The sequence below is a fragment of the Winogradskyella maritima genome, from assembly GCF_042650215.1.
Taxonomy (GTDB): Bacteria; Bacteroidota; Bacteroidia; order Flavobacteriales; family Flavobacteriaceae; genus Winogradskyella; species Winogradskyella maritima.
On the sequence record NZ_JBHSAT010000004.1, the window covers coordinates 602065 to 627913 of the forward strand.

General features: G+C 38.7%; 27 protein-coding genes. 9 read left to right on the plus strand and 18 right to left on the minus strand.

Features of this window, described 5'->3' with window-relative positions; translation table 11 throughout:
- Nucleotides 1-343 precede the first annotated feature (343 nt).
- The 4 genes from ACFOSX_RS03670 to purN form a co-directional block, all read right to left on the minus strand.
- Entirely contained in the window at nucleotides 344-2242 is a 1899-nt protein-coding gene (locus tag ACFOSX_RS03670) for an amidophosphoribosyltransferase (protein WP_386097127.1), read from the minus strand.
- A 67-nt stretch (nucleotides 2243-2309) separates the two neighbouring features.
- The gene (locus tag ACFOSX_RS03675) at nucleotides 2310-3236 is read right to left on the minus strand and encodes a PfkB family carbohydrate kinase (protein WP_386097129.1); all 927 of its coding nucleotides are present in this window, start codon (nucleotides 3234-3236) and stop codon (nucleotides 2310-2312) included.
- Nucleotides 3237-3316: 80 nt separating this feature from the next.
- A complete protein-coding gene (locus tag ACFOSX_RS03680) occupies nucleotides 3317-3955 on the minus strand; it encodes a ribonuclease H1 domain-containing protein (protein ID WP_386097131.1) in 639 nt (212 codons plus the stop codon).
- A 51-nt stretch (nucleotides 3956-4006) separates the two neighbouring features.
- On the minus strand, nucleotides 4007-4576 hold the full coding sequence (gene purN / locus ACFOSX_RS03685) for a phosphoribosylglycinamide formyltransferase (RefSeq protein ID WP_386097133.1): 570 nt from the start codon (nucleotides 4574-4576) through the stop codon (nucleotides 4007-4009).
- A 182-nt stretch (nucleotides 4577-4758) separates the two neighbouring features.
- Here purN and ACFOSX_RS03690 point away from each other — a divergent pair, with 182 nt between their 5' ends.
- The 5 genes from ACFOSX_RS03690 to pyk all read left to right on the plus strand — a co-directional run bounded on the left by ACFOSX_RS03690 (nucleotide 4759) and on the right by pyk (nucleotide 9063).
- Nucleotides 4759-4992, plus strand: coding sequence for an acyl carrier protein (locus ACFOSX_RS03690; protein ID WP_013750595.1), 234 nt, complete (start codon nucleotides 4759-4761; stop codon nucleotides 4990-4992).
- 13 nt (nucleotides 4993-5005) lie between these two features.
- A complete protein-coding gene (gene fabF, locus ACFOSX_RS03695; protein WP_386097136.1) occupies nucleotides 5006-6256 on the plus strand; it encodes a beta-ketoacyl-ACP synthase II in 1251 nt (416 codons plus the stop codon).
- A gap of 11 nt (nucleotides 6257-6267) precedes the next feature.
- On the plus strand, nucleotides 6268-7008 hold the full coding sequence (rnc, locus tag ACFOSX_RS03700; RefSeq protein WP_386097138.1) for a ribonuclease III: 741 nt from the start codon (nucleotides 6268-6270) through the stop codon (nucleotides 7006-7008).
- Nucleotides 7009-7147: 139 nt separating this feature from the next.
- Complete coding sequence (locus ACFOSX_RS03705) at nucleotides 7148-7618, plus strand: IPExxxVDY family protein (RefSeq protein WP_386097140.1); 471 nt, start codon at nucleotides 7148-7150, stop codon at nucleotides 7616-7618.
- Between the two features lie 5 nt (nucleotides 7619-7623).
- A complete protein-coding gene (gene pyk / locus ACFOSX_RS03710) occupies nucleotides 7624-9063 on the plus strand; it encodes a pyruvate kinase (protein WP_386097142.1) in 1440 nt (479 codons plus the stop codon).
- Nucleotides 9064-9070: 7 nt separating this feature from the next.
- Here pyk and ACFOSX_RS03715 read toward each other — a convergent pair whose 3' ends face one another.
- Both ACFOSX_RS03715 and dinB read right to left on the minus strand, forming a co-directional pair.
- Nucleotides 9071-10045: a TolB family protein gene (locus ACFOSX_RS03715; protein ID WP_386097144.1), complete on the minus strand. Its 975-nt coding sequence runs from the start codon at nucleotides 10043-10045 to the stop codon at nucleotides 9071-9073.
- 61 nt (nucleotides 10046-10106) lie between these two features.
- Nucleotides 10107-11213, minus strand: coding sequence for a DNA polymerase IV (dinB, locus tag ACFOSX_RS03720; protein ID WP_386097146.1), 1107 nt, complete (start codon nucleotides 11211-11213; stop codon nucleotides 10107-10109).
- A 40-nt stretch (nucleotides 11214-11253) separates the two neighbouring features.
- Here dinB and ACFOSX_RS03725 point away from each other — a divergent pair, with 40 nt between their 5' ends.
- Both ACFOSX_RS03725 and ACFOSX_RS03730 read left to right on the plus strand, forming a co-directional pair.
- Nucleotides 11254-11910, plus strand: coding sequence for a nucleoside-diphosphate sugar epimerase (locus tag ACFOSX_RS03725; RefSeq protein ID WP_386097148.1), 657 nt, complete (start codon nucleotides 11254-11256; stop codon nucleotides 11908-11910).
- On the plus strand, nucleotides 11910-12380 hold the full coding sequence (locus tag ACFOSX_RS03730; protein WP_386097150.1) for a CYTH domain-containing protein: 471 nt from the start codon (nucleotides 11910-11912) through the stop codon (nucleotides 12378-12380). The genes ACFOSX_RS03725 and ACFOSX_RS03730 overlap by 1 nt, the downstream gene beginning before the upstream one ends.
- Here the strand turns inward: ACFOSX_RS03730 and ACFOSX_RS03735 are convergent, their stop codons facing one another.
- Nucleotides 12381-13292: a PorP/SprF family type IX secretion system membrane protein gene (locus ACFOSX_RS03735; protein ID WP_386097152.1), complete on the minus strand. Its 912-nt coding sequence runs from the start codon at nucleotides 13290-13292 to the stop codon at nucleotides 12381-12383.
- A gap of 2 nt (nucleotides 13293-13294) precedes the next feature.
- Nucleotides 13295-14230, minus strand: a complete 936-nt coding sequence (locus tag ACFOSX_RS03740; RefSeq protein ID WP_386097154.1) for an endonuclease/exonuclease/phosphatase family protein — start codon at nucleotides 14228-14230, stop codon at nucleotides 13295-13297.
- Nucleotides 14231-14314: 84 nt separating this feature from the next.
- On the opposite strand from ACFOSX_RS03740, the gene hflX reads away from it, so the two are divergent.
- Nucleotides 14315-15526: a GTPase HflX gene (gene hflX, locus ACFOSX_RS03745; RefSeq protein ID WP_386097156.1), complete on the plus strand. Its 1212-nt coding sequence runs from the start codon at nucleotides 14315-14317 to the stop codon at nucleotides 15524-15526.
- Nucleotides 15527-15531: 5 nt separating this feature from the next.
- A complete protein-coding gene (locus ACFOSX_RS03750) occupies nucleotides 15532-17871 on the plus strand; it encodes a transglycosylase domain-containing protein (protein WP_386097158.1) in 2340 nt (779 codons plus the stop codon).
- 53 nt (nucleotides 17872-17924) lie between these two features.
- Here ACFOSX_RS03750 and ACFOSX_RS03755 read toward each other — a convergent pair whose 3' ends face one another.
- From ACFOSX_RS03755 to ACFOSX_RS03800, 10 genes are all read right to left on the minus strand, one after another.
- A complete protein-coding gene (locus ACFOSX_RS03755; protein ID WP_386097160.1) occupies nucleotides 17925-18854 on the minus strand; it encodes a DUF3078 domain-containing protein in 930 nt (309 codons plus the stop codon).
- Nucleotides 18855-18932: 78 nt separating this feature from the next.
- Nucleotides 18933-19442, minus strand: a complete 510-nt coding sequence (locus tag ACFOSX_RS03760) for a DUF2480 family protein (protein WP_386097162.1) — start codon at nucleotides 19440-19442, stop codon at nucleotides 18933-18935.
- Nucleotide 19443: 1 nt separating this feature from the next.
- Nucleotides 19444-19770 carry a DUF59 domain-containing protein gene (locus tag ACFOSX_RS03765; RefSeq protein WP_386097164.1) on the minus strand — a complete coding sequence of 109 codons (327 nt, stop codon included), beginning with the start codon at nucleotides 19768-19770 and terminating at the stop codon, nucleotides 19444-19446.
- Nucleotides 19770-20192: a SufE family protein gene (locus ACFOSX_RS03770; protein WP_386097166.1), complete on the minus strand. Its 423-nt coding sequence runs from the start codon at nucleotides 20190-20192 to the stop codon at nucleotides 19770-19772. The genes ACFOSX_RS03765 and ACFOSX_RS03770 overlap by 1 nt, the downstream gene beginning before the upstream one ends.
- A 30-nt stretch (nucleotides 20193-20222) precedes the next feature.
- Nucleotides 20223-20699, minus strand: coding sequence for a hypothetical protein (locus ACFOSX_RS03775; RefSeq protein WP_386097168.1), 477 nt, complete (start codon nucleotides 20697-20699; stop codon nucleotides 20223-20225).
- Nucleotides 20700-20812: 113 nt separating this feature from the next.
- Nucleotides 20813-21889, minus strand: a complete 1077-nt coding sequence (locus ACFOSX_RS03780; RefSeq protein WP_386097170.1) for a M43 family zinc metalloprotease — start codon at nucleotides 21887-21889, stop codon at nucleotides 20813-20815.
- A gap of 168 nt (nucleotides 21890-22057) precedes the next feature.
- Nucleotides 22058-23278, minus strand: a complete 1221-nt coding sequence (locus ACFOSX_RS03785; RefSeq protein WP_386097172.1) for an aminotransferase class V-fold PLP-dependent enzyme — start codon at nucleotides 23276-23278, stop codon at nucleotides 22058-22060.
- Complete coding sequence (gene sufD, locus ACFOSX_RS03790) at nucleotides 23278-24591, minus strand: Fe-S cluster assembly protein SufD (RefSeq protein ID WP_386097174.1); 1314 nt, start codon at nucleotides 24589-24591, stop codon at nucleotides 23278-23280. The genes ACFOSX_RS03785 and sufD overlap by 1 nt, the downstream gene beginning before the upstream one ends.
- Nucleotides 24592-24678: 87 nt before the next feature.
- On the minus strand, nucleotides 24679-25431 hold the full coding sequence (gene sufC / locus ACFOSX_RS03795) for a Fe-S cluster assembly ATPase SufC (protein WP_386097176.1): 753 nt from the start codon (nucleotides 25429-25431) through the stop codon (nucleotides 24679-24681).
- Nucleotides 25432-25435: 4 nt separating this feature from the next.
- Nucleotides 25436-25849 carry a hypothetical protein gene (locus ACFOSX_RS03800; RefSeq protein WP_386097178.1) on the minus strand — a complete coding sequence of 138 codons (414 nt, stop codon included), beginning with the start codon at nucleotides 25847-25849 and terminating at the stop codon, nucleotides 25436-25438.

A 25849-nucleotide genomic window follows, 5' to 3' on the forward strand; every position in this document is an offset into this window, starting at 1 on the left:
TACGCACTGCATATCTATATTTGAAACATTTTTAGACAAACTGCTTAGAAATCAGCCTAAGAGAGAAAATCTTTCGTTAAACCTATTATATTACACTTAATCCTGAAAAATTATTATAATAAAGGCTTCTCTTTGAAAACCAATAAATTGATAAGTAATAAAAATAAAAAAAGGTGATCGAAAGATCACCTTTTTTTGCCCCAAATCTACCATGAACTTAACCTACTTATGTTATGGTGGCTCTAAAGTAATTTTAATTGTTGGATACAGATCCAATTATTAGACGAACGGCAAAATTTTAAGCTAAAATGTTAAAAATCTTCGATAAATTAACAAATAACGATCAATAGGCTCGCTCGTTAACCCCTTCATAGAAATTAATAAATGCTTTATTGACAACTCTGTTTCCTCCATTTGTAGGATAATTTCCTGTAAAATACCAATCGCCTAAATTCTTAGGACACGCTTTATGAAGATTTTTAACCGGTTGAAAAATTATTTTTACTTCAGCATTAACATCTTCATCACTTAGTAATTCTGAAATCTTCTCAGAAATTTGCTCATCAGTAAATGGCGCGTAAATCTCTTTAACGAAGTTTTTCACGTCTACATCTTTGAGCTCAAGCTGAGATTTACACTTTTTATACACGTCATTAACAATATGGTATTGGTCATTCTCTTTTAAGAGCGCCAATGCGGCCTGAAAGGCCACTAACGTTTCTAAATTAGCCATATCTATACCGTAACAATCCGGATAACGAATTTGTGGCGCAGAGGATACAACAACAATCTTTTTAGGTTTTAAACGGTCCATCATTTTAATGATACTCTTTTTCAGTGTCGTTCCACGTACAATACTATCATCTATAATGACGAGATTGTCCTTTGGTTTAATAACTCCGTAAGTCACATCATAAACGTGGGCAACCAAATCATCCCTGCTGCTATCCTCAGTAATGAACGTTCTTAGCTTAACATCTTTGATTGCTATTTTTTCAATACGCGGGCGTTCTTCCAAGATTTCAGTAACACGTTCTGATGATAGTTTGCCTTCGCCAGCTAAAATAGCTTTTGTTTTTCGCTCGTTGAGGTATTCTTCTACGGTTTCAATCATGCCGTAAAACGAAGTTTCAGCTGTATTGGGAATATACGAGAACACCGAATTTGCCGTATCATTATCAATGGCTTTCAGTACTTCTGGCATAAGCAATCGCCCGAGCATCTTACGTTCTTGATAGATTTCAGCATCACTACCCCGAGAGAAATAAATACGTTCAAAAGAACAGGCTTTCCGTTCTAAGGGTTCAAGGATTTTCTTAATGGATGTCTCTCCAGATTTTTTAGTGATTATGGCATGTCCGGGCTCTAACTCCTGTACTTCGTCAAAATCAACATTAAAAACCGTTTGAATCACAGGGCGCTCAGAAGCCACAACAACAACTTCATCATCTTTATAATAGTATGCAGGCCGTATTCCCGCAGGATCACGTAATACAAAAGAATCTCCGTGACCCAATAAACCAGCCATGGCATAACCACCATCCCAATTCTTAGCTGCCTTTCTCAAAATTTTTGCAACGTTAAGACGTTCTGCAATAAGTGGTGAACATTCGCTTTTGCTGTAACCTTCTTTTTTTAAGTCTTTATATATTTTCCGAACGGCATCATCCAAAAAATGACCAATCTTCTCCATAATGGTAATCGTGTCCGCCTTCTCTTTTGGATGTTGACCAAGCCTTATGAGGTTTTCAAACAGTTCGTTTACATTGGTCATGTTAAAATTACCTGCAACAATAAGATTACGATGCATCCAATTGTTCTGTCTTAAAAACGGATGTACACTCTCTACGCTATTCTTTCCGAAGGTGCCATAACGCACATGGCCCAAAAACAGTTCACCTATATATGGGATATTCTTTTTCTGTGCTTCAACATCATGTTGATATTCAGGATGCATGGTCAACTCCTCGTTGATGCGCTCATTGATTTGAGCAAAAATGTCTTGTATGGGTTGTTGCGCAATTGACCGTACTCGGCTGATATAACGTTCGCCAGGATGCGTATCTAATTTAATACTTGCAAAACCAGCACCATCCTGTCCACGGTTATGCTGTTTCTCCATCATGAGGTACATTTTGTTTACACCGTAAAATGCACTGCCATATTTTTCTTTATAATACTCTAGCGGTTTTAGTAATCTAATAAGTGCAATACCACACTCATGTTTTAAAGCGTCACTCATTGTTGTGTTGTGCGTATAATGTTCTAATAAAAATAAAAAACGCGCTCGATAAGGAGCGCGCTTGTTGCTATGTTAATTCAATTTCAAATTGTGTTAGTTGTTTAAAAGCATGCAAACGCTTTCGGACGTCGTCTGCTTTTAAATTGACCATCCGCTCTGTCCCAAATTTCTCCACACAGAATGATGCCAGTGCAGAGCCGTAGATAACGGCTTTCTTCATGTTTTCAAAAGAGTAGTCTTCGGTTTTAGCTAAAAACCCTGCAAAGCCACCCGCAAACGTATCGCCAGCACCTGTTGGGTCAAAAACCTCTTCTAACGGTAAGGCTGGCGCATAAAACATATGCTCATCATGAAACAGTAACGCACCATGCTCTCCTTTTTTAATTACTACATATTGTGGCCCCATGGTATGGATTTTCCGTGCGGCGGCAACTAAAGAATATTCTCCAGACAACTGTCTTGCTTCTTCATCATTGATAGTAATAACATCGATATGCTTCATAACAGTATACAAATCGTCCAAGGCGCAATCCATCCAAAAATTCATGGTATCCAAAATGGCCAATTTTGGCTTTTTGTTCATTTGCTTTAACACGCTCAATTGTGTCATTGGATGAAGGTTGCCCAACATTACAACTTCTGCATCTTTATAAGATTCTGGAACAACAGGATTAAAATGTTCTAAGACATTTAGTTCTGTCACTAAAGTGTCACGAGAATTCATGTCATTATGGTATTTACCACTCCAAAAGAAAGTTTTACCATCTTGAACGATTTCAATACCAGAAGTATCAACATTTCTGTCGGATAAAAGGTCTAGATAATCTTGAGGAAAGTCGCCTCCAACGACTGAAACTACAGCTGAATCTACATTGAATTGAGAAGCGGCCAAACCTATAAAGGTTCCAGCGCCACCTAAAATCTTGTCGGTTTTGCCGAAAGGCGTTTCAATTGCATCAAAAGCCACGGTTCCAACAATCACTAATTTGCTCATAAATATCTTTGCAATTAAGGGGCAAATTTACGTAAAATTAATTCCTAAAAGAAAGGTATGTGAAATTGTAAATATGAATATTATTTGCGCCCAAAATCCGCAGGGATTTCACCCCAGACTTTGGTTTCCCATTTGACGATTGTGGTTTTGTAAGTGTTGGTGTTTAACCAATCCACTGCCCGTTTTACCAAATCAAAAACAGGTTTGTTCTTTTCGTTGAGTTGCAACTTGGTATTACAGTTTTTTTTACGAACCCAGCTCATTGCGGTTTTAGAGTCGGTATAAATAATACGGTTGCTATTATTCTTTTTTAAGAAAGCTAAGGCATGCACTATGGCCAAAAACTCACCGATGTTGTTGGTGCCTTCTTCAAATGGGCCTTGAATAAAGAGTTGTTTTTTGCTTTTTGTGTCAACGCCACGGTATTCCATTTTACCGGGATTACCAGATGAGGCAGCGTCTACGGAAATGGAGTTGTAATTTGGTTGCCCAATTTTCTTTAGTTGTGCTTCAGAGAGTTCGCTTTTAAAGGTTTTGGATTTGCCGATATAGTCTTTGTAATTGCCTTTCAGCGCTTTTTTAGCGGCATCAAAAGTGACGAAAGATTTGTACTGTGCCCCATCAAAACCTTTAATCTGCGCTTTACAATCGTCCCAGGTTTCAAAGACGCCTGTGTGATGGCCTTTCCAAACGGTGTAGTATTTCTTTTTCTTTGTCATACCTGCGAAGGCAGGTATCTCTATCTGCCTTTATACTAAATTTGAATTTAATTATTTTGAGTTTAGTATATCATCCACAACCTTCGGAAAATGCTTCATCTCCAACTCATGAATCTTCTTTGCCACATCATCAGCGGAATCGGTAGGTAAAACCTTGCATTTTGCTTGGAAAATAATGGCACCTTCATCATATTTTTCGTTGACATAATGAATAGTGATACCAGTTTCGGGCTCATTGTTTTCAACAACCGCATTGTGAACATGCATCCCATACATGCCTTTACCACCATATTTTGGTAACAGTGCTGGGTGAATATTGATGACCTTATTTTCAAAATGTTTCAAAATAAATTCTGGGAATTTCCATAGAAATCCAGCGAGGATAATCAAATCGGGATTAGTGACTTTAAGGATATTCAATACATCATCAGATTTTGAAAATGCTTGCCGGTTAAAGGATAAGGCACTCACAGTCAAAATTTTACATCGATCCAGAACTTTGGCATAAGGATTGTTAGTCAACACCTGAACAACGGAAGCGCTGTCACTGTTGTGAAAAAACTTAATTAAATTTTCAGCATTTGTTCCAGACCCGGACGCAAAGATTACAATACGCTTCATTTACAGTTATAAAGGTTCCCGTTTTCCAAACAAAAAAAAGAATAATAAATTACAATTAGAGTACAATTGAGATTTAGTTGAAGCAATAAGGTTTTATTAAACCACATTTTAACGCTAAATCTACATTTTAAAATAAAATATTTTATTTTTGCCTTCTAATTAAAACTTAAAATTAAAAGATTATGTCAGACATTGCATCAAGAGTAAAAGCGATTATCGTAGACAAATTGGGCGTTGATGAAAACGAAGTTGTAACTGAAGCGAGCTTTACTAATGATTTAGGAGCAGACTCATTAGATACAGTGGAGTTAATTATGGAGTTCGAAAAAGAATTCGATATTCAAATCCCAGACGATCAAGCTGAAAACATTGCAACAGTTGGTCAAGCAGTTTCTTATATAGAAGAAGCAAAATAAGACACAGGTTTTTATGGAATTAAAGCGAGTTGTAGTAACAGGTCTTGGCGCACTTACTCCTATAGGCAATACCAAAGATGAATATTGGGATGGTCTTGTAAATGGAAAAAGCGGTGCTGCGCCTATTACCTATTTTGATGCTGAAAAGTTCAAAACACAGTTTGCTTGTGAGATTAAAAACTTTGAAGTCACAGACTTTATAGATAGGAAACTATCAAATAGAATGGATAAATTTTCGCAATATGCTATGGTAGCTTCGGATGAAGCTATCATAGATGCGAAATTAGACGTTGACAGCCTTAATAAATTAAGGGTTGGCGTTATTTGGGGAGCCGGTATCGGTGGCTTGGAGACCTTTCAAGATGAAGTGCTCAATTACGCCAAGGGTGACGGCACACCTCGATTTAACCCATTCTTTATTCCTAAAATGATTGCAGATATTGCACCAGGTAATATTTCCATTAAATATGGATTTATGGGGCCAAACTATACTACGGTTTCGGCTTGTGCCTCTTCTGCAAATTCCATGATAGATGCATTAAACACCATTCGCCTTGGCCATTGTGATGTTATTATTACTGGTGGAAGTGAAGCTGCCGTGACCATTGCTGGTATGGGTGGATTTAATGCTATGCACGCTATGTCAACTAGAAATGAAAGTCCTGAAACAGCATCGAGACCTTTTGATGCTAACAGAGACGGTTTTGTTCTAGGAGAAGGCGCAGGCGCTATTGTTTTGGAAGAATACGAACACGCCAAAGCACGAGGCGCTAAAATTTACGCTGAGGTTGTTGGTGGTGGATTATCTTCGGATGCCTACCATATGACGGCACCACATCCTGATGGGATTGGTGTTATGGCCGTAATGCGTAATTGTTTGGAAAACGCAGGTCTTAAGCCAGAAGACGTTGACCATATAAACACACACGGTACGTCAACACCTTTGGGTGACGTTGCCGAATTGAAAGCGATTTCTGAAGTATTTGGTGAACATGCCAAAAACATCAGTATTAATTCTACAAAATCCATGACCGGACACCTATTGGGTGCTGCCGGAGCGGTTGAAGCAATCGCTTCTATCTTAGCTATGGAAAACGGAATTGTACCACCAACTATTAATCACGAAACCGTGGATGAGAATATTGACCCAGAGTTGAATTTGGTGCTCAATACGCCAGAAAAACGCAAAATCAATGTTGCCATGAGTAACACCTTTGGTTTCGGTGGTCATAATGCTTGTGTACTTTTCAAAAAACTAGATTAAATCCATAAAATATGGGTTTTATCAGCAATATTCTTAAGTCTCGATCTCCTGAAGATGGAGATTTTTTTTTAAAGCTAAAAGACGTTTTAGGCTACACTCCTAAAAATAAATCACTTTACCTTAAAGCCTTTACACATCGTTCCATGAACCTTAGGGATAAGAAAGGCAATTCCATTAATTACGAACGTTTAGAATTTGTAGGTGATGCTATGTTAGGTGCTGTTATTGCGTCACATTTATTCAGTGAAGTGCCTCAGGGTGACGAAGGTTATCTTACTAAAATGCGTTCTAAAGTGGTAAGTCGGGAGCATCTCAATGAGCTCGGAAAAGACTTGGGCTTAATTGATTTGGTGATTAGTCGCATACCCAAATCTAACTTTGGCAATAATATTCACGGCAATTTGTTTGAGTCCTTGGTCGGAGCCATTTATTTGGATAAAGGCTTTAAAACCTGCGAACGGTTCATCTATAATAATGTCATCAATCCATACGTAGACATTGAAAAGCTTGAAGGTAAAGTCATTAGTTATAAAAGTTTACTAATTGAATGGTGCCAGAAGGAAAAAAATTCGTTTGATTATGATGTTTATGAAGACACGGGAAAAGACGAGTTAAAGCACTTTTCCGTAAAGCTGAGTATTAATGAAAAAGTGGTGTCCAAAGCAAGGGCAACCTCCAAAAAGAAAGCTGAGGAAAAGGCGTCTAAGCGTGCATTTTTTGCCTTTCAAAAGCAAATGACGAAGCTGATTTAACCTCCGCTTTCTGTCTTTTTAAATTATTTCCCCAACTAAAACGTTTTCGTAATATATTGAAGTTAAGTTTCATATAAACTTCATCTTTAAACATCTTTTAAATGCTATATTTACTTTTGAAATAGTTGTAAATATGGCAATGCACAAGCTATTAATGGATGATTTTTACGACGCTACCTACACGTTGTTTGCCGTGCATTGTCGATTGGAAGATTACAGATTAGCCTATCTTTTAAACAGACATTTGGATTTAAAATTAAAGCGAAAACCTCAAGATTTGGACTTTAATTATTTCTCTACCTACCCGATTTACGAATGGGATAATGCCCAAGAATATATGACTTGGAATTTAGTGTCTAATGTGTGTAAAAAGGAAGAAGCGAGTTTGTATAGTACGGGAGTTTTGTTTGGTGAGGAAGACCGAACAATTAAAACCTATAATCTTATTTCAGAATTTAAGCGTGTTGACTTTTTCATTAAAATCTCTAGTGAAGCAAAGGCAGTTAATGAGAAATTAATTCTGAATAAATTACAAGCCATTCCCCAAATCATCACAAGTTACGAAGTAGACCTTGCGTCTATAAAACATAAAGAATATTTAATTTTTTAAGACTTATGGTCAATAAAAAAACAAAAATAGTTGCGACACTCGGTCCTGCAACGAGCACCAAGGAAACGCTGAAAGCCATGTTGGAAGAAGGCGCAAATGTCTTTAGAATCAACTTCTCACATGCGGATTATGAAGGCGTTAAGGAACGAATTAAAATGATTCGTGAATTGAATGAAGAGCTTGACTACAATGCCTCAATCTTAGCTGATTTACAAGGCCCAAAATTGAGGGTTGGGATGATGAAGGGTGATGTTATTGTTAACGAAGGTGATGAAATTATCTTCGCTACCGGAAAACGTTTCACGGGAACAAAAGACCGTGTCTACATGACCTATGACAACTTTCCACAAGATGCCAAAAAAGGAGAACGTATTCTTTTGGATGACGGGAAGCTGATTTTTGAAGTCGTTTCTTCCGATAAAAAATCTGAAGTCAAAGCAAAGGTCATTCAAGGTGGGCCATTAAAATCTAAGAAAGGCGTTAACCTCCCAAACACCAATATTTCACAACCTGCATTGACTGAAAAAGATATTGAAGACGCCCTCTTTGCAATTGAACAACAAGTCGATTGGATTGCTTTGTCGTTTGTGAGACACGCTGAAGATTTAATGCAATTGGAAAAAATCATTAGCGAAAATAGCGATCACAAAATTCCAATTATTGCCAAGATTGAGAAACCCGAAGCTGTAGCGAATATTGATAAGATTGTAGCGTATTGTGATGGTTTAATGGTAGCTCGTGGCGATTTGGGTGTGGAGATTCCAGCGGAAGAAGTGCCTCTGATTCAGAAGCAATTGGTCCATCGTGCCAAGCGTGCTCGTATTCCTGTTATTATTGCCACACAGATGATGGAAACCATGATTACAAGTTTAACACCAACACGAGCAGAAGTTAATGACGTTGCTAATTCCGTGATGGATGGCGCTGATGCCGTGATGCTTTCTGGAGAAACCTCTGTGGGGCAGTATCCGGTGCAAGTGATTCGTCAAATGGCTAATATTATTAGAAGTGTTGAAGATTCTTCGTTAATTGAAGTGCCGCATGAACCACCACATATTAGAACCAAGCGCTACATTACAAAATCCATTTGTTATCATGCGGCAACCATGGCCAATGAAATCAATGCCAAGGCCATTTCAACATTGACCAATAGTGGCTATACAGCGTTTCAAATTTCGGCATGGCGACCGTCATCACATATTTTGGTATTTACATCTAATCGACGGATTTTAACCCAATTGAGTTTGCTGTGGGGTGTTAGAGCCTTTTACTATGACAAATTTGTAAGCACCGACGAAACGATTGAAGATGTTAATGCCATAGCTTGCAAACGTGGCTACCTCGAAGTGGGTGATATGCTCATCAGTTTGGCGGCTATGCCAATACAAGCTAAAGGGATGGTTAATACCTTACGTGTTACTGAGATTGAGAGTTGTAATTTTTAAAGTGCGTCTAAAACCCTCTTAAAGTCTGTTTTATAGATTTTACTTGAGCCATCATCATAACGGTTAATGATTCTAAGCAGCTCTTCAGTATTTTGAAATCCAGAGTCTGGCCCTTCAACCCAGACCGTCTACTTGTAAAATATAAGGTGTTTGTTTCTGTATTAACAAAAGGACAATAATCCGTGTTTTCAGAATTTAAAGGTATACCAAGGTTTTTGGCCTTCTGCCAAATACCATTTTTCTTTTCGCTGATATAAATGTCACCAGCACCGATACCGTCGGGTCGTCGCCACCCGCCAAATAAAATATAAGACTCATCGGGTGATACATAGGCATTAAATTCCGCACCTTTAGTATTGATGGAATCACTGAGCTGTTTTGGGGTTTCATACCTGTTACCATTCCATGTACTCACAAATATGTCATCACCAGGACCGGTTTCTTCTGTAATAGCGGTAAAGTATAGACTTTTAGATAAGGTTATTGCGGGATAAAATTCATCTGCTTTTGTGTTTACTGGTGTACCAACATTAACGGGTTGACTCCATTCTTCCATAACAGATGAACGTTCTACATACCAAATGTCAAAATCTTTAATGTTAGAACTATCTTTTGAAACAGGACGATTTGATGAAAAATATAAACGTAAGTAATCGGGTGAAAAGAAAGGTTCTAAATCCGAATAACGTCCTGAAAAGGAAGCCATTTCTGGTGAAGACCAGCCGTTTTCAGATTTGGACAACTTCATAATAACTGATATTTCATTTAAAGGCGACTGTAAGGTAAAATAAGCTTCGTCTTCTACACCATTTATAGTAAAATCTCGAATACTTTTAAATTTTGAAAGTATTTCAGGAATGACGGGTTGAATCGTATCTTGAGAATAATCAACTGAAGCTGTTTTGGATGTGTTTGCCGATTCTTTTCCGTCCTGGCAAGAAACAACACAGAGCATAATTAAAGCAAGTTGAAAAAATTTCATGATGTATGTTTAATTGATGAATACACTAAAAGTAATAAAATAAGTCCTTGAATCAGAACGTTTAAAACTCAAACCGCAACTGAACACTAACATCTTTCGGTGGTAACTCCTCTTTTTTAAGACGGTCTTCCGTATTGAGATTAGACATGGAAATCCCAAGCAAGCGCACCGAATTTTTCAAGTTGTCTTGGTAAAGTAGCTCCTTGGCGGTTTCTAAAATCACAGAAGCGTCGCTCAAAAAATAAGGCAGGGTTTTGCTTCGGGTTTGAAGTGTAAAGTCACTGTATTTAATCTTAAGCGTTACCGTTTTTCCGGCCACGTTACTTTTGGTTAAACGTCGCGACACTTCTTCTGCAATATGCTCTAGTTTTTCTAGCATAAAAATTTCAGAAGATAGATTTTCACTAAAAGTACGCTCGGCTGCTAAAGATTTTCGGATGCGATTGGGTTTTACTTCAGACGTATGAATACCTCGTACGACATGATAATAATAGCGCCCCGACTTCCCAAATTTGTCATCCAAAAACTCAATCGGTTTTGCTTTTAAATCCTTACCTGTGAAAATACCAAGTTGATACATTTTTTCGGCGGTCACCTTTCCGACACCATAGAATTTTCGAATATCCAAGTCTTCTAAAAACTGTAAAACGTCTTCAGGGTTTACGGTTTTTTGTCCATTCGGTTTGTTGTAATCACTGGCCACCTTGGCTATGAATTTATTGACGGAAATTCCAGCGGAAGCTGTTAAGCCCGTTTCTTCAAAAATACGCCGTCTTATGTCTTTTGCGATGAGTGATGCACTAGGATGGCCCTTTTTATTTTGTGTAACATCCAGATAGGCTTCGTCTAAAGAAAGAGGCTCTACCAAATCGGTGTAGTCTAGGAAAATACTTCGGATTTTATTCGAAATTTCCCGATACCGATCAAAGCGAGTTTTAACAAAAATGAGTTCTGGACATAGCTTTTCGGCCAAGCGACCAGACATTGCACTTTTCACGCCAAATTTACGGGCTTCATAACTCGCCGCACTAATGACACCACGTTTGCCACCACCGCCAACAGCAATCGGTTTTCCCTTTAACTCTGGGTCGTCCAACTGCTCCACAGAGGCATAAAAGGCATCCATATCTACATGGATTATTTTTCGGATTGGAAGTAGCTCGTCCATCATTCAAATTTACCATATCTTTGGTAAAGCCAATCGCACTATGGGAAAAACAGCCATTATTTTAGGGTCAACAGGATTAACTGGTGGGATACTTTTAGAGAAGTTATTGGAAGACGTCCGCTATTCTGAAATCAAAGTCTTTAACAGAAATTCAGTCGGAAAATCACACCCCAGATTGAAAGAATATATCGTTGATTTAATACAATTTGACACCTTTGCTCCCAACTTTAAAGCCGATGAGGTGTTTTGTTGTATTGGCACGACTTTGAAGAAAACGCCGGACAAGGAACTCTATCGAAGAATTGATTATGGCATTCCTGTTGAAGCCGCAAAGACCGCTAAGGCGAATATTGTTTCTAAATTCTTGGTGATGTCATCTATGGGTGCAAATCCAAATAGTTCTGTCTTTTATAACAAAACGAAGGGTGAGATGGAGCGTGATGTCTTGGCTCAGAATATTGAAAACACCTACGTGCTTCAACCCTCATTAATTGGTGGTAAGCGTGACGAAAAGCGAACTGGAGAGTACATCGGAAAACTCTTTATGAGCATTATCAATCCTTTGCTTTTTGGACCTTTAAAGAAATATCAATCTATTAAACCTGAAACCATTGCAAACGCCATGTTGTTTTTGGCAAATTCTGAAGAGCCTTCAGGACGTTACGAGTCTGATCAATTAAAAACCTTTGGAAACTAATGGCGGTTGAAATAGAACGAAAATTTTTGGTTAAGTCCGAAGCCTTTAAACAAGATGCTTTGACAAGTTATAGTATAAAACAAGGCTTTTTAAACCGGGATCCAGAACGGACGGTACGTGTGCGACTGAAAAGAGGCAAAGGCTTTCTAACTATAAAAGGAAAGTCTACAGATGGTGGCCTCTCACGTTTTGAATGGGAAACCGAAATCAATCCAAAAGATGCCGAAGCCTTACTTCAACGATGCGAAAAAGGCATTATTTACAAAACCAGATACGAACTAAAATCAGGACATCATATTTTTGAAGTCGATGTCTTCCATGGGGAAAATGAAGGTTTGGTTGTAGCGGAAATAGAGTTACAGTCTGCGGACGAAGCATTTATAAAACCAGAGTGGTTGGGTGAGGAAGTGACTGGTGATAAGCGGTATTACAATTCGTATTTGAGTCAGTACCCGTTTAAAGATTGGTGATTAAAAAAACCGAGGGGACTTAATCCGGCGATCTTTCGGTTTTGTAAGGAAGCGATAGGTCACAAATATTTCATGAGAGGACGGCGCAAATGGTCGTAATCTCGAAGTGATGGCATCATAAGCGTATCCAATTTTTAAATCAATGGTTATTGCAAAATTGACTAGTGCGGATACTGAGTCATCATAACGATAACTAGCGCCAAGTTCTAGTTTTTCGTAAAATAGGGCATTCAAGTTGATATCAAAAGAGGTGGATGCATTAAATGCAGATTTCACTAAAAACGATGGTTTTAATTTTAGGGTTTTAGTAAGTTCAAACACATAGCCACCGGTAATGAATAAATGTTGCCGTTCCGTTCCCAACTGACTGCCGTTGGCATTGAGATGCACGGACTCCAAAAGGTTAGGAATTGAAACACCGAGATAATAGCTATCCGAATATAAGAATGCTCCAGCACCCAAATTAGGGGTTGTGCTATTTACATTTTCAGAAAAAAATGGGTCGTTAGGGTCAAAAACCGTGAGGTTATTAAGACCAATATCATGAAACGTTGCACCCACTTTAAAACCCAAGCCCAAATGGTGCGTATCATCCAGCTTCAATTGATACGCAATATCCGCATAGAGATTGGTTTCTTTAACCGGGCCGAGTTCATCGGCAATTAAGGAGAGGCCCAAACCGAGATGTCCACCTAATTTAGAATGCCCGAACAGTGTTGCCGTTTCTGGAGCTCCATCAAATCCTGTCCATTGGTTTCGGTATAATAGACCCAAAGAAATCCCCTCGTCGCTACCAGCATAGGCAGGATTCAATACCGCCATATTGTACATGTATTGGGTATACTGTGGATCTTGTTGACCTTGAAGTGTCATTACGCCAAATAAAAATACAATGAGGCAATAACATTTCATATTCAGGATGTAATGTCTAGTTTAAGATATACAGGAAAATGATCACTATACCCACCCTTGTAGCGCTTTCCTGCATAGGTTCTAAAGGGTTCGCCCTTGTATTTCCCTTGGTATTGCGTCAAAAATTTTGAATCGAAAATAGCGGCTTTTTCAAAGTCTATGTCTGATTCTGGACTAAACACCGAATTTGAAATTAATACTTGGTCAAAGAGATTCCATTCAAAATAATGCGTATTACTGCCTTTGTCTTTAGTCCAAATGGTTTTAAACGGATTGTAAAGTTGGGATTGCAACTCTAGGGATTTCAAACTATTGGAATCTGGATTATCATTAAAATCACCCATTACTACAACTGTTGCTTTGGGGTCTTCATCTTTCAGGTTGCGAATAATAGAATTAACCACATCTGCGGCGCCCAAACGTTTGTATTCCGTGGCTTCGGTACCTTCTCGGCGAGAGGACCAATGGTTAACAATGACATGAAGCGGTTTGCCTTCCAATTCTCCCGAAACCAAAAGAATATCCCTGGTGTAGTCTCTTAAACCTTCAGGATTTACCAAGAATACATTAAAGGTTTCAGAATGGGTGACGGTAAACTTGGTTTGGTCATAAATCAATGCGACATCTATACCGCGCTCGTCCGACGAATCGTAATGGACAATACCATAATTATACTCTTTGAGATGTTGACTATTCACTAAATCTTCAACGACCTTATAATTTTCCACCTCTGCCAGCCCAACGATTGCAGGATGTCCATCTTCAATAGATTCCCCAATCTGCGCAATAACCAATCCCAATTTTCGTAGTTTGTTTTGATAGCGTTTCTCTGTCCAACGTTTTTGTGAATTAGGCAGAAAATCATCATCATTGGTTAAGGGGTCGTTTTCTATATCGAAAAGATTTTCAATATTATAAAAAGCTATGGTATGCTCCATAAGGTCGGTGTTAAGGATAAATATAAGATTTATACAGTTAACCGACCGTTTGCAATTCACTAACTTTGCGCTTTAATTCAGTTCATGCTAGAGAAAAAAGATATTAGTTTAGAGAAGGTCGTTTTGGTAGGGATTATCAACCAACAACAAGACGAAGAAACGTCCAAGGAATATTTGGACGAGCTTGAATTTTTAACCTACACAGCGGGTGGCGAAGTTGTAAAACGCTACACCCAAAAATTGGATATGCCCAACTCTAAAACATTTATCGGAAGCGGTAAAATGAATGAAGTCATGGAGTTTGTTAAGGAGCATGACGTTGGCACCGTGATTTTTGATGATGAATTATCCCCAGCCCAAGAACGAAACATCAGTAAAATCCTTAACTGTAAGATATTAGATAGAACCAATCTTATACTCGATATTTTTGCACAACGCGCCCAAACTAGTTATGCACGTACCCAAGTAGAATTGGCGCAGTGCGAATATTTACTACCACGATTGAAGGGTATGTGGACGCATTTGGAACGTCAAAAAGGGGGCATCGGGATGCGTGGACCAGGGGAAACAGAGATTGAAACCGACAGACGTATTGTCCGTGATAAGATTGCCTTGCTCAAGGCCAAGATAAAAACCATTGACAAGCAAATGGCCGTGCAACGGGGTAACCGAGGTAAATTGGTGCGTGTTGCTTTGGTCGGTTATACTAATGTGGGGAAGTCGACCTTGATGAATGTCATTTCAAAAAGTGATGTTTTTGCAGAAAATAAGTTGTTCGCCACGCTTGATACCACTGTTCGTAAAGTGGTTATTGGCAACCTGCCTTTTTTGGTCAGTGATACCGTAGGGTTTATTCGGAAGTTGCCGACGCAGTTGGTAGAATCCTTCAAAAGTACATTAGATGAGGTTAGGGAGGCTGATTTGTTGTTGCACGTCGTAGATATTTCACATTCTAATTTCGAAGAACATATCGATTCGGTTAATCAGATTTTAGATGATATCGAAAGCAAAGACAAGCCAACCATAATGGTCTTTAATAAAATTGATGCTTACCAACCTGAACCTTATGATGATGATGACCTGATTGAAGAACGTTCAGAAATCCATTATTCTATAGAAGAGTGGAAACGTACTTGGATGAGCCGTATTGGCGATAATGCCCTATTTATTTCGGCATTGAATAAAGAAAACATGGAAGATTTTAGAAAACGGGTTTATAAAGAAGTTAGGGAAATCCATGTGACACGCTTTCCATACAATGAATTTCTGTATCCCGATGTTGAAGATATTGAATAATAGAAATGAGTAAATTTCAGCCCTATATTAATAAGATTAAGCCCATCTTTAGCAAATTCGAACGCGGTATAGCTAAAGCCCATATTTTAACCCGAAAGCGTTGGATTAAATGGCCTTTGATTTTGGGATGTATGGTCGTATTATTCTTTACAGGACTCTATTTCAGTATATTTTTTGGTGCTTTTGGGCATGTTCCAAGTTCTGAGGAATTGCGCGATATCAGAAACGAACAATCTACCCAAGTTCTAGATAGAAACGGACAACTCATCGGTAAGTTCTATATCTATGACCGACAACCTTCAGAATTTAAGGATTTTCCAAAACATTTAGTTGACGCCTTGGTTTCGACGGAAGATACACGATTTTTTGAGCACAGAGGGATTGATAATGTGAGTTTAGCGAGGGTTTTTGTCAAAACGATTTTAATGCAAGACAAATCGTCTGGAGGAGGAAGTACAATTACGCTTCAACTCGCTAAAAATCTCTACGGACGAAAGCATTATCCAGTATTGGGCATTGTGGTTAATAAATTTAAGGAAGCCATTATTGCGAATCGTTTAGAGCGAAATTATACTAAGGAAGAGATTTTAGAAATGTATCTGAATACAGTGCCATTTCCAGATAATACCTTCGGGATTGAAAGTGCCTCAAGACGGTTTTTTAATAAATCGGTTTCAGACTTAACTGTCGACGAATCTGCATTACTGATAGGTAGTTTAAAGGCCAATACCTATTACAACCCTAGAACCAATACGGAGCGAAGCGTGGAACGCCGTAACGTGGTTTTAAGTCAAATGGCGAAGTACAACTACATTCCATCAGATTCTTTAGAATCTTACATGGCCAGAGAACCTCAGTTCAATTTTAGGTCTTTTAACCAGAATGACGGTATTGCCCCTTATTTTAGACAACATGTAAAGCGCGAATTGGCCTCGATTTTAGACACCTTAAAATCCCCAACAGGGCGACCATACGATTTATATAAAGACGGTCTCATTGTACATACGACTCTAGATTACACCATGCAGAGTTATGCCGAAGCCTCAATGGAAGAGCACTTATCTAAACTTCAAAAAGATTTTGAACGCTCCTACGGTAAATGGGCGCCTTGGTTTAGAGATAAAAAATTATTAGAGCCACTGATAAAAATTATGCCTCAGTACAAGATGTATAAAGAACGTGGCTTAAGCGAAGAACAAATCAAGGATTCCTTAAACGTAAAACGAGACATTCAACTGTGGTCTTGGGAGAATGATACCATAAGAAAAGCAAGTGCCATGGATAGTCTGCGTAATTACCTAAAGTTATTGAACACAGGCATGGTTTCTATTGAGCCCTCTTCGGGCGCCATTAGAAGCTACATCGGTGGGATAAATTACAATTATTTTAAGTACGACCATGTTTCCCAGGCTGAACGTCAAGTAGGTTCTACATTTAAACCTATTGTTTATACTACAGCGATTGAAAGTGGTATGGACCCCTGTAACTATTACGAGGCAAAACCCGTGAAATATCCAGAGTATAATAATTGGATGCCAAAAAATTCTGGTGGTATGGGAGAGGAGGAAGATTCATTGTCTGAATATAGTTTGAAGTACGCACTGAGTCGCTCCGTAAATACGGTAGCCGTGAAATTAATCAATGATGTAGGGATAACAAGGTCTATAGAACAGGCGAATACTATGGGAATTAGCAAGGCCATCCCCAAAGAGCCTTCAATTGCTTTAGGAACGGCTCAAATCACCATGTTAGACATGGCCAAAGCCTACACCACTTACGTTAACAATGGTAAGTTTGTACAGCCCTACAGCATTAGCAAAATATTAGATAGGCGCGGTAATGTTTTGGTGTCCATTGAAGCCAAGCAGAGTAAAAAACCTGCGTTTAGGGAATATACGCGCCAAGTGATGCTAGAAATGATGAAAGAAACTGTAAATAGTGGCACGGCATCTCGCTTACGTTATACTTATGGTGTTAGAAATGATGTTGCAGGAAAAACAGGAACAACCCAAGACAACAAGGATGGCTGGTTTGTCGGGTTAACTCCCTCTTTGGTAACATTAACTTGGGTGGGGAACGACAATCATGCCATCGGTTTTCGTTCAACGAGTCAAGGACAAGGGGCAAATTCGGCTTTACCTATGTTTGCTAAATTTTATCAAAAATTGAATAATGATAAAAACTACGACAGTATCACCTCTGCAAAATTTGATTCCCCTTGGAAGCAAGTCCGAGAGGATTTAGAATGTGCCAACGTTATTAGACCTTTACCAGAAAACTTCTTCGATAAGATTTTTGGTAGAAAAACACCGAGATACGAAGAGCTTGAAGATGAAAGCAAATAAAAAAACCAACAATCTTTCAACTGTTGGTTTTCGTACTAAAATATAATGTTTCTCTAGAAATTATAACTCAATCCTAAAGTCCAGTAGGTTTGAAGGTCATTATCCACATTGTCAAACGTAGCATCAGTATCGCCTAAAGTATTGATTGCGTAGTCTAAAGCTTCCTGTTTATTGTTTCTTAAACCAAAATCGAATCCAACACCAATAGCTTTCCAAAGTTTGTAACTGAATGAATTAATCCATGTCCAGTTAGACAAGTCGGAAGATTCATAACTCTGAAACAAAGAAAGGTTTGATTTAAAATTAATCTTGCCTAATTGTCTCGTGTAATCTGCCACAACTTTAGCACCCAAGGACGACTCAAAAATGGCATCGTTTTCAGCAAATACAAAGTTGTAGTTTAATGGGTGAATAACCACAACCAAATTATTGGTCGGTGTCCAAGTAAAACCAACACCAACGTCGAGGTAACCTGGGTTATTAAAGTTGTTAAGGATTGTTGTACGGTATTCTACCAAACCTGAAGCGGCCCATTTTTCGTTTAGTCGTCTTCCGTATAAGGAGGTTAAATTAAAAACATCTGTGGTTGGTTGAAAACTGTCGTCATCATCTGGGTTGTCCTTGTCATCTAGCTTTACCCAATTGAGATTAAGATTTAAAGCATTTCTCCAAAAATACTTGTCTTCAATTTTATTGGCAAAACCATTGAGCGTAAAGCCAATATTACCAGAGCTGTTGTTTGGTGCGCCCTGCGCATACCAATTATTGAAGTTTGAAATACTTCCGCCAATAACCCCAAAGGCACCAGTGCGCCAACCGGGAAGGGCATCAATTTGTGCTTGAAGTGCATTGGCCTCCGCTTGATACTTGTCGGCTTCGGCTTGTTTTTCAGCTTTTTGAGCTTCGAGTTCTTCTTTGGTCTGTGCAAACGAGAGACTAGTCACAACAAAAAAGAAACACAGTAATAGACTTAATTTTTTCATGTGATTAATGATTATAAGTTTTAAAATGTATGGATTGGTAACTGTTTTAGTTGCGTAAATTTATAAAAAGGAATTTAATTACTTGGCTCTCTTGTAAAGTGGCACAGAAGAACAGGCCTCCCCAAACATTATGGAACGGGCAATAGGCCTCAGTTTTGTAGTAAGTAATAACATGGCGTTTAATGGAATGGGTTTATTAGAACACCCCTTTATAATCACGGGAGCATCTTGATAAGCTTCGAGATTTAAATCTGCTATGACGTCTGAAAAAATCAGGGATTCTAAAGTCTCCAAATCACCAAAGACCACTTTTTTGGCGAAAGGTTCTAGTGCAATACTAACGAGCATAAACGCCCAATCTGGCACTATGGCGTCGGAAGAACAGTGTAAGGTTACGTAAGCATCTTTATATTGTGACCAATCGTGCCCAGAGACATGAGCTCTGAAGTCTTTTTCGCGTAAAACCAATTCCTGAAATAGCCAATCCTTGAGGTCAAAAACAATGCGTTTTCCTTCAGGATATACCTGCTCCAAATCAATAACCTTGAGCTTGCTATTGGCGACTCTATTCACAATTTCTTCTGCCATATTACAGCATGCCTAATTCTAATTTGGCTTCTTCGCTCATCAGGTCTTGCGTCCAAGGTGGGTCAAACGTTATTTCTACCTCAGCATCCTTAACGTCTTTTAGGGACTTGACCTTTTCTTCAACTTCCAAAGGCAAAGTTTCTGCAACCGGACAGTTAGGTGTGGTTAAAGTCATCAGGATTTTTACATCGTAGTCCTCGTTGACAAATACGTCGTAAATCAGGCCCAATTCGTAAATATCTACAGGGATTTCTGGGTCGTAAATGGTTTTTATAACATTTACTATTTTTTCACCTAATGCGTTTATATCTATTGTGGTATCGCTCATTAATTCAATTGTGTTTGGTATGCAATGGCATACATTTTTAGTTGTTTTATCATACTCACCAAGCCATTGGCTCTAGTGGGTGACAAGTGTTCTTTTAATCCGATTTCATCAATGAAAGCCGTGTCTGCTTCTAAGATGTCTTTGGGGTGCTGGTTAGAAAATACACGGATGAGAATTGCAATGATGCCCTTTGTAATTATAGCGTCACTATCTGCAGTAAATTTAACTTTGTCATCGTCCATTTCTGCATGCACCCAAACCTTGCTCTGGCATCCTTTAATGATGTTGTCTTCGGTTTTGTATTGTTCTTCAATCAAAGGCAAAGACTTGCCTAAATCTATCATATATTGGTAGCGGTCTTCCCAGTTATCAAACATGGAAAACTCGTCAATTATTTCATTTTGTATGGCTTCAATTGTCATGCTTCAAAATTTCTGCAAAGTTACGAATCTCTAGTCTTTTGTCGCCGTTTCCTTAAGACTTAACACTTTATTCACTAAGTCTTCAATCATGGCTGGTGGATGGCCATGGTCAAAGGTTGGTGTTTCAATAGATTTCCCGTCGCGTTCTAATTTTAAGGTTGCCATTGGAGCCCCGTCGTAAAGGCGTTTGTCAGTAGGTGCTTTGAGTTGTGATAATTTTTCTAAATTAAGTTGTGATACCAATTGTTGTAGACGTTGCCATTCTGCCTCTGGTAGTGCTGATGCTTTAGAATTGCTTTCATCTCTTCCAGAAACTTTAATAGTTTCATTGGTTATGGTCACTGCTTCATACATTCCCCGACTTTGCATTGTATAATTAATAATCAGGTTATCCATCTGTTCAATTTTTGAAGACGCTTTAACTTCGTCATTTAATTGTTCTTTTTTATTGGAATCACACTCCTTAACAACAAGCATTAAGGCAAAAAGGCTAAATAGAAATTTCATGATAAATGGCTTTTAGTAAAGATATTACAATTTGAAGACTATCATGTATAATGCCATAAACAAAAAAAGAGCGCCATTTGGCGCTCTTATTCTTAATTTTATTTTTTTCTTAATTAATTTAAGTAAGATGCTCTTGGAGAGGTACTGGTTTGGAAAAGAGCACGCATTCTGTTACGTTGACCATCTGTAAACATATACATGCACGCATCGTTGACGTAATCCATGTAATTCATAGTCATGTCAGGAGTCTTACAGTTAACCGTTGGATAGCTTGGGCAACCATAGTTTGGTCCGTCGGAAGATGGTGTGTCAGCAACAAAATCATCTTGACGACATCTTCCATCGCCCCAAATGTGACGTAGGTTTAGCCAGTGACCAATTTCATGAGTCATGGTTCTTCCAAGACCGAAGTTACCTCCAGTATTTCCAAAATAAGCTGGGTCTACAACAACCCCGTCTGTTGAAGAATTTCCTCCTGGGAATTGGGCATAGCCAAGAATACCACCGCCTATTGGACAAATCCACATAGTTAAGCGGTTAGCATTTGGTCGTGGATACGCAGATTTAACAGCGTTGTTAGTTCCCCAAGATGTTCTAGGGTCATCATATCTGTAAACGTCTCTCAATGTGAAAGAGAAGCCAGCATCAGTAGCGTCATTAGCAAATGTAGTGCCGCTTGGCAACTGATTTACGTTTGTGTCTCTAAAATCCGCGTTTAAAGTCGCCATCTGAGAATTAACTTGTTGAGACGACACAGAACTAGAATTTGGAGCAACTATGATAATATCTACGTCAATATTAATAACTCCTAGGTTGTCTGCGATTGGTTGCACATCGACATCGTCGCCACCAGAACCGCCATCACCACCTCCAGGGCCACCTGGTCCGCCACCGTTACCACCTTTAGGCTTAGCAGTTGCCATAAAACGACGAGATTGCTCTTCAATCTCAAACATCTTTTTGTAAAGACCTGGATTCTCATTCAATTGACGATTAAGAACATCCATAGATGCACAATTTTTTCCAGAAACAGCTGCTCTAGACGTAGAACCGTTTTCTCCAGCTTCTGTGTAGAGGTAAAAGTCGCTCATGTCCACTTTTGCTTGCTCTTCTTGTAACTCATTGTTGTCATTGTTACAACCTGTGAAAAGTAGCGCCATCACTGCCATTCCTAATAGGGATTTTTTCATTTTATATTGTCTTTTGGGTTAAAATTCCGTCGAATATATAATAAATTTTAAAATATTTTAAGAAAATCTTAACTATTACGGAAATTTTTCGATGAACTGTATAAACACAAAAAAAGCCTGTAAGAATATTCTCTTTCAGGCTTTTTTGATTTTTGAATTATGCAAGAATTAACTCAACATGAGAATCGATTTTTTGAGTGATGCCACAAATTGGTCGATTTCCTCTTTCGTATTGTAGAACATAAACGACGCTCTAATGGTACCAGGGATTTTAAAGAAATCCATAATCGGTTGAGCGCAGTGATGTCCTGTCCGCACGGCAATACCCATTTTATCGAGTAGGGTGCCAATATCGTATGGATGTATATTTCTGACATTAAAGGAAATAACAGACGTTTTATGGGTTAACTCTTTTGGGCCATAGATTTTAAGACCTTCAATCTCCAGAAGTTGTTCTGTGGCGTAGTGGAGTAGTTCGTTTTCGTAATTGGCGATGTTATCAAAGCCGATAGAATTCATATAATCTATAGCGGCGCCAAAAGCAATACCACCACAGACGTTTGGTGTACCAGCTTCAAACTTATGTGGTAGGCCGGCATAGGTTGTCTTTTCAAAAGATACTTGGTCTATCATTTCACCACCACCACGGTAAGGTTCCATTTTGTTGAGCCATTCTTCCTTTCCGTAAAGCATCCCGACACCCGTAGGGCCACAAATTTTATGGGCTGAGCAAACGTAGAAGTCGACATCTAAATCTTGTACATCTGGTTTTATGTGCGGACAAGACTGGGCTCCATCAATTAGGACAGCGGCGCCAACCTTATGGGCTTTGTCAATAATGGTCTTAATGGGGTTGATAGTTCCCAATGCATTGGAAATATGATTGACAAACACCAACTTGGTTTTATTGCTCAAGAGATTATCTAACTCATCGATAAGGAGTTCACCATTTTCATCCATTGGTAGCACCTTCAAGCGTGCTCCCGTTCGTTCACAAAGCATTTGCCAAGGCACAATATTGCTATGGTGTTCTAGGGCAGAAACGATGATTTCGTCTTCCGATTCTAATATTGAAGAAAAACCATTTGCGACTAAATTGATGCTGTCGGTAGTACCGGAAGTGAAAATAATTTCGTGGGATTTCTTCGCATTAAAATGCGCTCTAATTTTCTCACGTGCTTGCTCGTAAGCATCCGTTGCCTCTTGACTCAGACTATGCACACCGCGATGGATATTAGCGTTGTAATTGCTGTAATAATCTACAATAACATCAATCACCTGTTGTGGTGTTTGCGAGGTTGCGGCGTTGTCTAAATAAATGAGCGGTCTGCCGTTGACTTCGCGTTGAAGTATGGGGAAATCTTTGCGTATGTTGTCTACGTTAAACATTAAAGATTAAACCCAATATTTACACCTAACTTGTTAGCGATTAGCTTAGTAATACGTTGTTTGATTTCAGGAATTTTTACCGAGTTCAAAACATTGTTACTAAAGGCATACATCAGTAAACCTCTAGCTTCGTTTTCTGGAATACCGCGAGAACGCAAATAAAACATGGCGCTTTCGTCCAATTGGCCAATGGTACAACCATGAGAGCATTTTACGTCGTCCGCAAAAATTTCAAGTTGAGGTTTGGTGTTGATAGTTGCTTTGTCGCTAATTAAAATATTATTGTTGGCCTGAAACGCATTGGTTTTCTGCGCTTCTTTTTCAACCACCACTTTTCCATTGAAAACACCAGTTGAATTACCGGAGAAAATACCTTTATAATCTTGATGGCTTTCACAATTAGGCTCAATATGATGCACCAAGGTGTTGTGGTCTACATGTTGCTTATCGCCAATAATGGTAATACCTTTCATGGTAGAGTCTATGCGCTCACCGTTTTGGTAGAAATTCAGATTGTTTCTCGTCAGCTTTCCACCAAATGAAAAGGTGTGAACTTTTGCTAAACTTTCATCTTTTTGATTAATAAAGGTACTATCAATCAAGGATGCTGATTGTCGGTCATTCTGAATTTTATAATAATCCACAATAGCGCGTTTCTCCGCAAAAATCTCAGTCACACAGTTGGTTAAAACCGGATTATCCGTTAAACTCTGATGACGCTCAATAATCTGAACATGCGAATTCTCCTCAACCACCACTAAATTTCGAGGCTGTAACATCAAGGCAGACTCGTTTCCTGTTGAGAAATGAATGATTTGAATTGGCTTATCCACCAATTTATTCTTCGGGATATGGATGTAAGCGCCTTCTTGTGAAAATGCTGTATTTAAGGAGCTTATACTGTTTTTCGATGCAATTTTATTGAAATAATTATCAATAATCGGGCGGTATTTATCCTTGCTCAAAGCCGAAGACATCAAACAAACATCAATACCATCATGTGTGGTTTGCGATAAGTGCGACGAGTACTTTCCATCAATGAAAATAATCTTGTACGCATCAATATCGTGAATGAAATAACGCTTTACATCTTTGTAATCCAATGCTTCTTCGTGCTTAGGAAACACGCTGAAATCATTTTTCAATATAGCATTTAGCGATGTGTATTTCCAAGCCTCTTCCTTTTTTGTAGGGAAGCCTTCGTTTTCAAAGGTCTTAATCGCTTCGGAACGTATATCGTGAATAGGCGCATGTACATCTACCGTTTCTTCAAACGCTAAAAATGAGGCGACTAGTTTTTCTTTTAAATCCATGTTTTTGTTATTCCTGCGAAGGCAGGAATCTTTTTAAATTTTACATAATGTTCATGAGATTCCTGCCTGCGCAGGAATGACAGTCTATTACGCTTCAACTTCTTCTTTAATCCAATCGTAACCCTTGGCTTCTAGTTCGTGGGCCAATTCTTTTGTTCCTGATTTTACGATTTTTCCGTTGTACAAAACGTGTACGTAATCTGGAACAATATGGTCTAACAAACGCTGGTAGTGTGTAATAACGACCACAGCATTGTCTTTGCTTTTTAGTTTATTGACACCGCTAGCTACAATACGAAGGGCATCAATATCCAAACCTGAATCGGTTTCATCTAAAATCGCCAATTTCGGTTCTAGCATGGCCATTTGGAAAATCTCATTACGCTTCTTTTCCCCACCTGAAAAACCTTCATTGATTGAACGTGATAAAAACTTACGGTCAATCTCCAACATCTCAGATTTTTCACGAATCATTTTTAGCATTTCATTCGCTGGCATATCTTCCAAACCTTTAGCCTTACGGGTTTCGTTGATGGCTGTTTTCATAAAGTTGGTCACAGAAACCCCAGGGATTTCTACCGGATATTGAAAGGATAAAAAGATACCTTTGTGAGCGCGTTCTTCCGGGCCAAGCTCATCAATGTCTTCGCCTTCTAAAAGAATTTCGCCTTCTTCAACTTCATACTCTTCCTTCCCTGCAATAACAGAGGCCAAGGTACTTTTACCAGAGCCGTTCGGGCCCATGATGGCATGGACTTCCCCAGCTTTAACCTCAAGGTTAATCCCATTTAAAATACTTTTACCTTCTACGCTAGCGTGCAGATTTTTTATCTTTAACATAGTCTTAGTTTTCTAATTTTATAACATCATCCTGATTAGGATTCGGTGCTTCTACTTTTAAAATTTCTTTAATTTCAACTCTAAATGGCCAGCCTTCTTCACCTTCGGGTTTGGCAAACTTTTTCACACGTACCATAACTGGCACCATATCCGTAGCTTCTTTTTTAAAGGCTTTAGCTTTCTCATCTAATTTGTGCATGTTCTGGTCGATGACGACACCATAAATGTCGTTTGCTGTTTGCAAAACAGCGGCGTCAGCAAAATAGACAAACTCACCTTTCATAGTAATCAGCCCATCGTTTTGGTCGTAGGATGCTGTTGCTTCTCCTTCTTCTAAATTGGCTTCGGATTTAGGTTCATTTTTACAACCTAAACAAACAATAGCTAAAAAGCTAAATACAAATAGTCTCTTTATCAT

Excerpts from the sequence above, each read along its gene's own strand:
- rnc (WP_386097138.1), top strand. The coding sequence starts at position 6,268 with ATGGGTTTTATCAGCAATATTCTTAAGTCTCGATCTCCTGAAGATGGA.
- ACFOSX_RS03785 (WP_386097172.1), bottom strand. The coding sequence starts at position 23,278 with ATGTTTAACGTAGACAACATACGCAAAGATTTCCCCATACTTCAACGC.
- ACFOSX_RS03750 (WP_386097158.1), top strand. The coding sequence starts at position 15,532 with ATGAGTAAATTTCAGCCCTATATTAATAAGATTAAGCCCATCTTTAGC.
- ACFOSX_RS03705 (WP_386097140.1), top strand. The coding sequence starts at position 7,148 with ATGCACAAGCTATTAATGGATGATTTTTACGACGCTACCTACACGTTG.
- ACFOSX_RS03730 (WP_386097150.1), top strand. The coding sequence starts at position 11,910 with ATGGCGGTTGAAATAGAACGAAAATTTTTGGTTAAGTCCGAAGCCTTT.
- hflX (WP_386097156.1), top strand. The coding sequence starts at position 14,315 with ATGCTAGAGAAAAAAGATATTAGTTTAGAGAAGGTCGTTTTGGTAGGG.
- ACFOSX_RS03800 (WP_386097178.1), bottom strand. The coding sequence starts at position 25,849 with ATGATAAAGAGACTATTTGTATTTAGCTTTTTAGCTATTGTTTGTTTA.
- ACFOSX_RS03760 (WP_386097162.1), bottom strand. The coding sequence starts at position 19,442 with ATGGCAGAAGAAATTGTGAATAGAGTCGCCAATAGCAAGCTCAAGGTT.
- dinB (WP_386097146.1), bottom strand. The coding sequence starts at position 11,213 with ATGGACGAGCTACTTCCAATCCGAAAAATAATCCATGTAGATATGGAT.
- ACFOSX_RS03755 (WP_386097160.1), bottom strand. The coding sequence starts at position 18,854 with ATGAAAAAATTAAGTCTATTACTGTGTTTCTTTTTTGTTGTGACTAGT.
- ACFOSX_RS03725 (WP_386097148.1), top strand. The coding sequence starts at position 11,254 with ATGGGAAAAACAGCCATTATTTTAGGGTCAACAGGATTAACTGGTGGG.
- ACFOSX_RS03770 (WP_386097166.1), bottom strand. The coding sequence starts at position 20,192 with ATGACAATTGAAGCCATACAAAATGAAATAATTGACGAGTTTTCCATG.
- ACFOSX_RS03775 (WP_386097168.1), bottom strand. The coding sequence starts at position 20,699 with ATGAAATTTCTATTTAGCCTTTTTGCCTTAATGCTTGTTGTTAAGGAG.
- ACFOSX_RS03680 (WP_386097131.1), bottom strand. The coding sequence starts at position 3,955 with ATGACAAAGAAAAAGAAATACTACACCGTTTGGAAAGGCCATCACACA.
- ACFOSX_RS03690 (WP_013750595.1), top strand. The coding sequence starts at position 4,759 with ATGTCAGACATTGCATCAAGAGTAAAAGCGATTATCGTAGACAAATTG.
- purN (WP_386097133.1), bottom strand. The coding sequence starts at position 4,576 with ATGAAGCGTATTGTAATCTTTGCGTCCGGGTCTGGAACAAATGCTGAA.
- sufD (WP_386097174.1), bottom strand. The coding sequence starts at position 24,591 with ATGGATTTAAAAGAAAAACTAGTCGCCTCATTTTTAGCGTTTGAAGAA.
- fabF (WP_386097136.1), top strand. The coding sequence starts at position 5,006 with ATGGAATTAAAGCGAGTTGTAGTAACAGGTCTTGGCGCACTTACTCCT.
- sufC (WP_386097176.1), bottom strand. The coding sequence starts at position 25,431 with ATGTTAAAGATAAAAAATCTGCACGCTAGCGTAGAAGGTAAAAGTATT.
- ACFOSX_RS03780 (WP_386097170.1), bottom strand. The coding sequence starts at position 21,889 with ATGAAAAAATCCCTATTAGGAATGGCAGTGATGGCGCTACTTTTCACA.
- ACFOSX_RS03670 (WP_386097127.1), bottom strand. The coding sequence starts at position 2,242 with ATGAGTGACGCTTTAAAACATGAGTGTGGTATTGCACTTATTAGATTA.
- pyk (WP_386097142.1), top strand. The coding sequence starts at position 7,624 with ATGGTCAATAAAAAAACAAAAATAGTTGCGACACTCGGTCCTGCAACG.
- ACFOSX_RS03675 (WP_386097129.1), bottom strand. The coding sequence starts at position 3,236 with ATGAGCAAATTAGTGATTGTTGGAACCGTGGCTTTTGATGCAATTGAA.
- ACFOSX_RS03715 (WP_386097144.1), bottom strand. The coding sequence starts at position 10,045 with ATGAAATTTTTTCAACTTGCTTTAATTATGCTCTGTGTTGTTTCTTGC.
- ACFOSX_RS03740 (WP_386097154.1), bottom strand. The coding sequence starts at position 14,230 with ATGGAGCATACCATAGCTTTTTATAATATTGAAAATCTTTTCGATATA.
- ACFOSX_RS03735 (WP_386097152.1), bottom strand. The coding sequence starts at position 13,292 with ATGAAATGTTATTGCCTCATTGTATTTTTATTTGGCGTAATGACACTT.
- ACFOSX_RS03765 (WP_386097164.1), bottom strand. The coding sequence starts at position 19,770 with ATGAGCGATACCACAATAGATATAAACGCATTAGGTGAAAAAATAGTA.